Annotated in this window: 8 protein-coding genes; 4 read left to right on the top strand and 4 right to left on the bottom strand. The window is 71.8% G+C overall.

Annotated elements, in window-relative coordinates:
* The first annotated feature begins 56 nt into the window (after window positions 1-56).
* Window positions 57-590 carry a DUF6817 domain-containing protein gene (locus C5508_RS18280; RefSeq protein ID WP_104526347.1) on the top strand — a complete coding sequence of 178 codons (534 nt, stop codon included), beginning with the start codon at window positions 57-59 and terminating at the stop codon, window positions 588-590.
* Between the two features lie 23 nt (window positions 591-613).
* Here the strand turns inward: C5508_RS18280 and C5508_RS18275 are convergent, their stop codons facing one another.
* Both C5508_RS18275 and C5508_RS18270 read right to left on the bottom strand, forming a co-directional pair.
* On the bottom strand, window positions 614-1345 hold the full coding sequence (locus C5508_RS18275; protein ID WP_232797279.1) for an FAD-binding oxidoreductase: 732 nt from the start codon (window positions 1343-1345) through the stop codon (window positions 614-616).
* Entirely contained in the window at window positions 1338-1946 is a 609-nt protein-coding gene (locus tag C5508_RS18270) for a sulfite oxidase-like oxidoreductase (RefSeq protein ID WP_104526346.1), read from the bottom strand. The genes C5508_RS18275 and C5508_RS18270 overlap by 8 nt, the downstream gene beginning before the upstream one ends.
* A 237-nt stretch (window positions 1947-2183) precedes the next feature.
* Between C5508_RS18270 and C5508_RS18265 the strand changes: the two genes are divergently transcribed.
* Genes C5508_RS18265 through C5508_RS18255 form a run of 3 tightly spaced genes read left to right on the top strand, consistent with a single transcriptional unit; the run spans window position 2184 to window position 5593 of the window.
* Window positions 2184-2825: a succinate dehydrogenase cytochrome b subunit gene (locus C5508_RS18265; protein WP_232797278.1), complete on the top strand. Its 642-nt coding sequence runs from the start codon at window positions 2184-2186 to the stop codon at window positions 2823-2825.
* A 15-nt stretch (window positions 2826-2840) separates the two neighbouring features.
* Window positions 2841-4787: a fumarate reductase/succinate dehydrogenase flavoprotein subunit gene (locus C5508_RS18260; RefSeq protein ID WP_104526344.1), complete on the top strand. Its 1947-nt coding sequence runs from the start codon at window positions 2841-2843 to the stop codon at window positions 4785-4787.
* A complete protein-coding gene (locus C5508_RS18255) occupies window positions 4784-5593 on the top strand; it encodes a succinate dehydrogenase/fumarate reductase iron-sulfur subunit (RefSeq protein ID WP_232797277.1) in 810 nt (269 codons plus the stop codon). Before C5508_RS18260 ends, C5508_RS18255 begins: the two co-directional genes overlap by 4 nt.
* Before the next feature lie 118 nt (window positions 5594-5711).
* Here the strand turns inward: C5508_RS18255 and C5508_RS18250 are convergent, their stop codons facing one another.
* Both C5508_RS18250 and C5508_RS18245 read right to left on the bottom strand, forming a co-directional pair.
* Window positions 5712-7997 (bottom strand): putative bifunctional diguanylate cyclase/phosphodiesterase, encoded by a 2286-nt coding sequence (locus tag C5508_RS18250; RefSeq protein WP_104526343.1) that lies wholly within the window; start codon window positions 7995-7997, stop codon window positions 5712-5714.
* A gap of 76 nt (window positions 7998-8073) precedes the next feature.
* Window positions 8074-8580: DUF1028 domain-containing protein (locus C5508_RS18245; protein WP_113684665.1), on the bottom strand; the 507-nt coding region annotated here is incomplete at its 5' end.

Genomic DNA, 8580 nt, shown 5'->3' with positions numbered 1-8580 from the left:
CGCCCTACCCCCACCGGAGGCGCCCACACCGGACGCGGCAGCTACGGTCGCCTGCCGTGGACAGCACCGACCGGCTCGCCGCCCTGCTCCGCGACCGCGGCGCCGAGGGCATCGACCACCCCGGCGGCACCCTGTACGGGCACGCGCAGCCGGTGCAGCACCGGCTCGCGGCGCTCGGCCTCCCGCGGCAGGTGCAGCTGGCCGGCCGCGCGCACGCGGTCTACGGCACCCAGGGGTTCGACGTCCGGCTGCTCGGCGACGACGAGCGGCCGCTGCTGATCGGGATCGTCGGGCCGGCGGCCGAGGAGCTGGTGCACCGGTACGGCGCCTGCGACCGGGACCGGACCTGGCCGGAGCTCCCGACCGCCCGCCGGGTGCACGACCGGCACACCGGTGCGGCGACTGAGCTCGACGACCAGCAGCTGCGCGACTTCGCCGACCTCAGCCTGGTCACCGAGATCGACGTCGCCGAGCACGGCCCCCCGGGGTTCCTCGACGAGCACGGCGGCTACTTCCGGCGACTCACCGAGGAGTGGGCGCCGGTGCTGAGCCCCGAGGTCGTCGCCGCGGCCCGGCGTGCGTTCGGCTGACCGGCCCCGACAGGAGTCGTAGGTCAGGCCGGTCCGCCGCTGGGGCCGAACCGCTCCACCCGGATGACCTCCGGGGGCACGCCCAGGCCGACGAGCACCCCGGTCGCGGACTCGGCGAAGCCACCGGAGCCGCAGACGTACACCGTCTGACCCGGCTCCCACAGCGGCACGAGGTCCGCGCCGGTGAGCCGTCCCGCCGGCCGGATGCCGCGCGCCTCGCCCGTCGTCACCACCAGCGCGCCCGCCTCGACCAGCTCGTCGGCGTAGGGCAGCGCCTCCAGGGTGCGCACCGAGACCGCGATCCGCAGGAGGTCGGTGCGTCCCAGCGCCCGCGCCGTGCGCAGCATCGACACGAAGGGGACGACACCGCTGCCGCCGGCGAGCAGCAGCGCCGGGCTCTCGCCGTCCCAGACGAACCAGCCGCCGATCGGGCCGCGGACCTCCAGCACGTCGCCGGGCTCGACGACGTCGGCCAGGTGCGTGGACACCTCGCCGTCGTCCAGGCGCTCCACGAACAGCTCCAGCAACGGGTCGCCCGGTGCCGACGCGACCGAGTACGACCGCTGGGCGGTGTACCCGTCGGGCGCGGTCAAGCGCACGACGTAGTGCTGACCGGGCAGGTGGTCGATCCGGTCCTCGACGTCCAGGCGCAGCTGCACCGAGCGGGGCACGGGACGGCGGACCCCGGCGACGGTGGCGGTCCGCCACCCTCCGCTGGGCGCGCCGGCGACGCCGCGTCCCAGCGGTTCAGTCACCCTGGTACCGCTGCTGGCGCCACGGGTCCCCGCGGTCGTGGTAACCGTTCTGCTCCCAGAAGCCGGGCTGGTCGCGGGCCAGCAGCGTCAGCTTGCTGATCCACTTGGCGCTCTTCCAGAAGTACAGGTGCGGCACCAGCAGCCGCACCGGCCCACCGTGCTCAGGGGTCAGCGGACGGCCGTCGAAGTCCCAGACCAGCCACGCCTTGCCCCCGGTGACGTCGGCCAACGGCAGGTTGGTGGTGTAGCCGGTCTTGGACGTCGCCATGACGAAGCCCGCCTCCGCGGTCGGCCGGGCGGCCTCGAGGAGCGAGTCGAGGCTGATCCCCGAGAACCGGGTGTCGAACTTCGACCACGTCGTGACGCAGTGGATGTCGCCGCGGTACTCCGAGGCCGGGAGGCGGTGGGCCTCGTCCCAGGTCCACGTCGTCGGCGACTCCACGCGACCGTCGACGGTGATGCTCCAGGTCTCCGGAGCGATGCGCGGGGTGGGCTCGGCGGTGAGCACCGGCCAGTCGCTGCCGACGTCGTACTGCCCCGGCGGCAGGCGCGGGTCGCGCTCGCGCCGGCGGCCGAGGAATCCTCGGGTGGGAGTGGGCACCGGTAAATCCTGCAACACGCCGCGGCGGCCGGCCCACCGTTCCTCCCCGGCGGGGCCCCGACCTGCGCCGATGCCCCTGGACAGCGCGCTGACCTGCGATAAGGGCACCCTTACATGAGGTGTGTCACCTCGTGTTTGGTTGGTGGCGAGCGCCCTGTAGTCCTAGCGTGAGCACTTGTGGTGACGGTGACGCACGCGGGTCGTAGGACGCCGAAGGTTGCAAAGACCAACTCGGTCGTGAAGAAGGCCGTCATGGCCATCAGCGGCATCGTGATGGTGCTGTACCTGATCGCGCACATGGTCGGGAACCTGAAGGTCTTCACGGGCCGGGAATCCTTCAACCACTACTCGGAGTGGATCCGCACCATCGGTGCGCCCGCCCTCCCCCCGCAGACGGCGCTGACGATCATCCGTATCGCCCTGCTGGTCGCGGTGATCGCGCACTTCTGGGCCGCGGTGTCGCTGTGGCGCCAGGCCAAGCGCGCCCGGCCCGAGCGGTACGTGACGAAGAAGGCCGTGGCGCAGAGCTACGCGTCCCGCACGATGCGCTGGGGTGGCGTGATCGTGCTGCTCTTCATCGTCTACCACATCCTCGACCTCACGACCGGCACCGTGAACCCGGACGGGCACGACAGCACGCCCTACGACCGCCTGGTCGCGAGCTTCTCCAACCCCTTCATCACCGCCTTCTACGTGATCTCCCTCGTGCTCCTGGGCATGCACCTCCGCCACGGCATCTGGAGCGCCACGCAGACCCTCGGCCAGAGCAACCGGCGCCGGGAGCGGACGGTGACGGCCTTCGCCCTCGTCTTCTCCGTCGTCCTCACCGCCGGCTTCCTCATCGTGCCCTTCAGCGTCCTCTTCGGGCTCGTCGACTAAGGAGCTCCACCCGCGATGCCTCTCGACCTGTTCACCGTCGGCGACCCGATCGCCGACACCAAGGCCCCCACCGACGTCCCGATCGGCGAGCGCTGGAGCGAGCGCCAGTTCCGTGGGCGTCTGGTCAACCCGGCCAACCGCCGCAAGATGACGATCATCGTCGTCGGCACCGGGCTCGCCGGCGGAGCGGCCGCCGCGACCCTCGGCGAGGCCGGCTACAAGGTGAAGTCCTTCTGGTACCAGGACAGCCCGCGCCGCGCGCACAGCGTCGCCGCGCAGGGCGGTATCAACGCCGCCAAGAACTACCGCAACGACGGCGACAGCGTGCACCGGCTCTTCTACGACACGGTCAAGGGCGGCGACTTCCGGGCGCGGGAGAACAACGTGCACCGCCTCGCCGAGGTCAGCGTCAACATCATCGACCAGGCCGTCGCGCAGGGCGTGCCCTTCGCCCGCGAGTACGGCGGTCTGCTCGACAACCGCTCCTTCGGCGGCACCCAGGTGTCGCGCACCTTCTACGCCCGCGGCCAGACAGGCCAGCAGCTGCTCTACGGCGCCTACCAGGCGCTCGAGCGGCAGATCGCCGTCGGCAGCGTGGAGCAGCACGCGCGCACCGAGATGCTGGACCTGATCATCGTCGACGGCCGGGCGCGGGGCATCGTCGCCCGCGACCTGGTCAGCGGCGAGATCAGCACCCACTTCGCCGACGCCGTCGTCATCGCCAGCGGCGGCTACAGCAACGTCTTCTACCTCTCCACGAACGCCAAGGGCTCCAACACCACGGCGATCTGGCGGGCGCACAAGCGGGGCGCCTACTTCGCCAACCCCTGCTACACGCAGATCCACCCGACCTGCATCCCGGTCAAGGGCGACTACCAGTCGAAGCTGACCCTGATGTCGGAGTCGCTGCGCAACGACGGCCGCGTCTGGGTACCCAAGGAGCGCGGCGACGACCGCCCCGCCAACGACATCCCCGAGGACGAGCGCGACTACTACCTCGAGAGGCTCTACCCGGCGTTCGGCAACCTGGTGCCCCGCGACATCGCCTCGCGGCAGGCCAAGAACGTCTGCGACGAGGGCCGCGGGGTCGGCCCCGGCGGGCTGGGGGTCTACCTCGACTTCGCCGAGGCGATCGATCGGCTGGGCCGCCCGGCGGTCGAGGCCAAGTACGGGAACCTTTTCGACATGTACGCCCAGATCACGGGCGAGGACCCCTACGTGACGCCGATGCGGATCTTCCCCGCCGTGCACTACACGATGGGCGGCCTCTGGGTCGACTACGACCTGCAGTCGACCATCCCCGGCATGTTCGTCATCGGTGAGGCCAACTTCTCCGACCACGGCGCCAACCGCCTGGGTGCCAGCGCGCTCATGCAGGGCCTGGCCGACGGCTACTTCGTCCTGCCCTCGACGATCAGCTCGTACCTCGCCGACGGCCCGTTCGAGAAGGTCGACGAGTCCCACCCGGCCGCCGTGGAGGCGCTGCAGGGTGTCCAGCAGCAGACCCAGAAGCTGCTCAGCATCAACGGCAACCGCACCCCCGCGTCCTTCCACCGCGAGCTCGGCCAGCTGATGTGGGACTTCTGCGGCATGGAGCGCACCGACGAGGGGCTGCGCAAGGCCATCGACCGCATCCGGGAGATCCGCCAGGAGTTCTGGAGCGACCTCAAGGTCGGCGGCGACTGGCACTCGTTCAACCAGACGCTGGAGCACGCCGGCCGCGTCGCCGACTTCATCGAGCTCGGCGAGCTCATGTGCATCGACGCCCTGCACCGCAACGAGAGCTGCGGTGGGCACTTCCGGGCGGAGAGCCAGACCCCCGAGGGCGAGGCGCTGCGCGACGACGAGAACTTCGCCTACGTCGCCGCCTGGGAGTGGACGCCGGAGAGCCAGCCGCCGGTGCTCCACAAGGAAGACCTCGTGTACGAGTACGTCCACCTCGCCCAGCGGAGCTACAAGTGACAGCCAGCATGCAGTCGAGCGTCGGCAACCCTGCCGACTCCAAGCGCGGGATGAACCTGACCCTGCGCATCTGGCGCCAGAAGGACCCTTCGGTCAAGGGCAAGATGGTGACCTACAAGGTCACCGACATCTCCCCGGACATGTCCTTCCTCGAGATGCTCGACGTGCTCAACGAGCAGCTCATCATGCAGGGCGACGACCCGGTCGCCTTCGACCACGACTGCCGCGAGGGCATCTGCGGCATGTGCGGTCTCATGATCAACGGGCAGGCCCACGGTCCGCAGCAGACCACCACCTGCCAGCTGCACATGCGGTCGTTCAAGGACGGCGACAAGATCGACATCGAGCCGTGGCGCTCGTCGGCGTTCCCGGTGATCAAGGACCTCGCCGTCGACCGGCGCGCGTTCGACCGGATCATCCAGGCCGGCGGCTACATCAGCGTGCCCACCGGCACCGCCCCCGAGGCGCACGCGACGCCGGTGCCCAAGGCGGACTCCGACGCGGCGTTCGACGCCGCGACCTGCATCGGCTGCGGCGCCTGCGTGGCGGCCTGCCCGAACGCGTCGTCGATGCTGTTCACCGCCGCCAAGGTCACCCACCTCGGACTGCTCCCCCAGGGGCAGCCGGAGCGGAACGACCGCGTGGTCAACATGGTCGCGCAGCAGGACCGCGAGGGCTTCGGTGGCTGCACGAACATCGGCGAGTGCTCGGCCGCCTGCCCGAAGGGCATCTCGATGGAGACCATCTCCCGGCTGAACCACGACCTGCTCGGCGCCCTGCGCGCAGGGGCCCGCCCCAAGAGCTGATCGGTTCCCCCGAGAGCCCCGTGCCGGTCCGGCACGGGGCTCTCGTGCGTCCGGCGCGCGGACCGGTGTGGTCCGCATCGGACCAGGGGGACGACGCCGGGCTGGTGACCGGCCCGGGTCAGTCGGCGACGACGGCCGGCGAGCGGTCCTCGAGCCAGCTCCACAGCTGGTCGGGGGGCAGCGGCCGGCTGAGGTGGTAGCCCTGGACGACGTCGCAGCCGAGCATGGTGAGCGCATCGACGGTGGCCTGGTCCTCCGCGCCTTCGGCGACGAGCACGAGGCCCAGCGCGTGGGCGAGCTGCAGCGTCGAGGTGACGATGGACTCCGCCCGGTGGCTGCCGGTCATCGCGGAGACGAAGGTGCGGTCCAGCTTCAGCTCGGTCACCGGCAGCGCGGCCAGGTACGCCAGGCTGGAGTGCCCGGTCCCGTAGTCGTCGATGGCGACGCCGACGCCGTCGTCGCGCAGGCGGCTGAGCACGCGCACCGCGCGCTCCCGGTCTTCCATGAGCAGGCTCTCGGTCACCTCGAGGACGAGGATCCCGGTGGGCAGCCCCTGGGCGGCGAGCAGCTCGGCGACGACGTCGGGGAACTGCTCGTCCACCAGGTTCGACGGGCTGACGTTGACCGCCATCGTGAGCGCCCGGCCCTGGTCGGCCCAGACGCGGCACTGGGCCAGCGCCATGTCGATGACCTGGGTGGTCAGGCGGCTCATCAGGCCGGCGGTCTCGGCGAGGTCGATGAAGGCGTCCGGGTAGAGCAGTCCCCGGGTGGGGTGCTGCCAGCGCACGAGCGCCTCGACACCCTCGATGGCGCCGGTGCTCAGCGCCAGCTTGGGCTGGTAGTGCAGGACCAGCTCCCCGCGGTCGAGCGCGCGGCGCAGCTGGGAGACGTCCTCCAGCCGGTGCCGGCCGTGCCCGTCCCGGGCCTCGTCGTACACGGTGGCGCCCAGGCGGCCGGCCTTCGTCGAGTACATGGCGAGGTCGGCGAGCTGCAGCAGCTCGGCGGAGTTGCCCGAGTGCTCCGGGCCGACGGCGAGGCCGATGCTGACGTCGACGGTCAGCTCGAGACCGCCGAGCAGGAACGGGCGCAAGAACTGGGCCCGCAGGCGCTGGGCCATGGCGAGAGCGGACTCGGCGTCCAGCTCCTCGGCGAGCACCACGAACTCGTCGCCGCCCAGCCGGGCCAGCAGGTCCTCCGCGCGCAGCTCCTCGCGCAGCCGTCCGCCGACCTCGCGGAGGAGGGCGTCCCCGACGGAGTGGCCGAGGGAGTCGTTGATCTCCTTGAACCGGTCCAGATCGAGGACCAGCACGGCGATCGTCGCCCCGGCGGCCAGCCGCTCGTCGGCGGCGTCGAGGGACTCGAACACCGAGCGCCGGTTGGGGAGCCCCGTCAGCTCGTCGGTGCGGGCCTGCCGGCGGCTGTCGCCGAGCGCCCGCACGTCGCGGAAGGTGAGGCCCGTGCGGGCGAGCGCGGCCAGGACGGCGCCGAGGGCCAGCGAACCGGCGACCGGGTCACCGCCGGTCAGGTAGCCGCGGAACAGGATGCCCAGCGCGACGAGCGCGCAGGCGGCGGGGACGACCAGGGGGCGCTGCGGTACCGCCGTCGCGTCGAACCGCACCGGACGCGGAGCGACGCAGGCCGCCAGGCCGAAGGCGATGAAGGCCAGGCCCCACAGGGTGTCCAGCGGCCCGCCGACGACGTAGGTGCCGTGCACCACCTGGTAGGCGAACGTGAGGTCGGCGACCAGGAAGACCGCGAAGCCGCCGATGAGCCACCACCACCCGGCCCCGGCGTCGCGACCGATCACCACGAGCCCGCCGGCGATGAGCCCGAAGAGGAAGAGATCGGCGACCGGGTAGCCGATGCTCGCGATGAAGAGCACGTCCCCGCCGGCCTGCTGCAGCAGGGCGCCCAGGGCCGCCGCCGCGGCGACCGCGGCCGTGGTCAGGCCGGTGACGGCGCAGTCCAGCCAGGTGCTGAGCGTGACCGTCCTTGTCCGCAGCCGGATGAGCAGGAACAGCCCGGCGAACGCCAGGGGGTAGAAGCCGAAGAAGGCGACGTCGGACCACGGTAGGTCGGGGACGACGGCGAGGTGCCGCTCGGAGAACTCGTACGTCGCCGCACCGGCCAGGTACGACGCCATGGCACCGGCGAGGCACCACCACGCGGTCCGGCCCGGTCCGGCCAGCCCGCGTACGACGAACATGACGACGAGCGAGGCGAGGAAGAGCAGCTTGCCCTTCTCCGCGAGGAAGGAGGCGGCGGTGCCGACACCCGCGGCGCTGGCGAGCGAGGCCAGCACCCAGCCGCCGCCGAAGACCGCGGCCAGTGCGCGGACGGCGACCATCGACCGGTCGACGCCGCGACGGGCGTCTCCGGTCGCACTGCGCCGCCGGGACTTCATGAGAACCAGATCGGCCGGAACGATCCGGATCTGAAACGCACGTCACGTCCGACGCCCCCCGGTAGGGGGAGAACCGTCAGGTCGCCGGCACCGGGGGGATGATCCGCTCGATCACGTCCGCGGGCATGAGGCCGGCCTTGCCGAAGCGGCTGGCCGCCTCGAGGAACTGGGGCGCGCACGCGGCGAGCTCGGCGAGCATGGCGCGTGCCGCGTCCTCGCGGCCGGCCAGGGCGGCGATCACGGCGCGCCACATCAGCTGGTCGGGCTCGGTGACCGGGTCCATGGGGCGCAGCAGCTCGAGCTCGCGGTCGGCGGTGACCGGATCGCCGTCGATGGCCTGCTGGAACGCCCGGACGACGTCCTGGTAGCGGGCCCTGGTGACGGTGAGGTCGGCCAGGACCCCGAGCGGATCGGCTGAGTCGTCCACGCGCAGGTCGACGACCATGTCGTGCCAGGGACGCCCGGTGGTGGTGGAGCGGATGACCATGATCGCGGCGGATCGTCGTCCCCGGAAGTCGCCCCCCGCCTCCTCCCCCGCCACCAACGAGGACAGCAGCCGCTGCGCGAGCGCCCCGGCGGAGCC

The organism is Blastococcus atacamensis (assembly GCF_002938425.1).
GTDB lineage: Bacteria > Actinomycetota > Actinomycetes > Mycobacteriales > Geodermatophilaceae > Blastococcus > Blastococcus atacamensis.
This window is presented reverse-complemented; position numbering and strand designations above follow the sequence as displayed.

Coding starts and splice junctions, on each gene's coding strand:
- C5508_RS18250 (WP_104526343.1), bottom strand. CDS start 7,997: ATGAAGTCCCGGCGGCGCAGTGCGACCGGAGACGCCCGTCGCGGCGTC.
- C5508_RS18260 (WP_104526344.1), top strand. CDS start 2,841: ATGCCTCTCGACCTGTTCACCGTCGGCGACCCGATCGCCGACACCAAG.